Below are 528 nucleotides of genomic sequence, written 5' to 3'. Positions count from 1 at the left end.
TGACAATATGGTTGCGGCCGCCAAGCCTCCGATGATGGTTGCCGCCATTTGGTCAAACAGCAGATCTGACAGCAGCGGGATCATGCCGAGAGCGGTCGTTAACGCACCCATAGAAATGGCCATAGTACGGTTGACAGTGGCTTCTTTGATCGCGTCAGACAAGCTCTTGCCATTTGCGCGTTCGAGCTCAATTTGATCCATTAGTACGATGCCATTTTTGATGATCATCCCGGTCAGCGTGATGGCTCCGATCAGTGCCATAAAGCCAAATGGTTTATCGAATCCAAGCAGAGCAAACACAGCCCCTGATGCTGCCAGTGGTAGCGTTGCGAGGATGATGATTGGTTGCTTAAAGCCGTTGAACATCGCAACTAGGATGATCACCATGATCAGCATTGCTTTTGGTTGCTGCTTCATGATGTCGGTGACCGCTTTGTCTTCATCGTAATATTCGCCTCCCCATTCCATGCTGTAACCCGCCGGAAGTTGGATAGCTTCAACCTGATCTTTAATGGCATTTCTTACATT

General features: G+C 49.2%; 1 protein-coding gene. It reads right to left on the bottom strand.

Translation table 11 applies throughout. The features are described from left to right. A partial coding sequence (locus R7E78_RS30185) for an efflux RND transporter permease subunit (RefSeq protein WP_318059151.1) occupies positions 1-528 on the bottom strand: 528 nt, incomplete at both ends.

The sequence above is a fragment of the Vibrio sp. YT-19(2023) genome (assembly GCF_033337395.1).
This window is presented reverse-complemented; position numbering and strand designations above follow the sequence as displayed.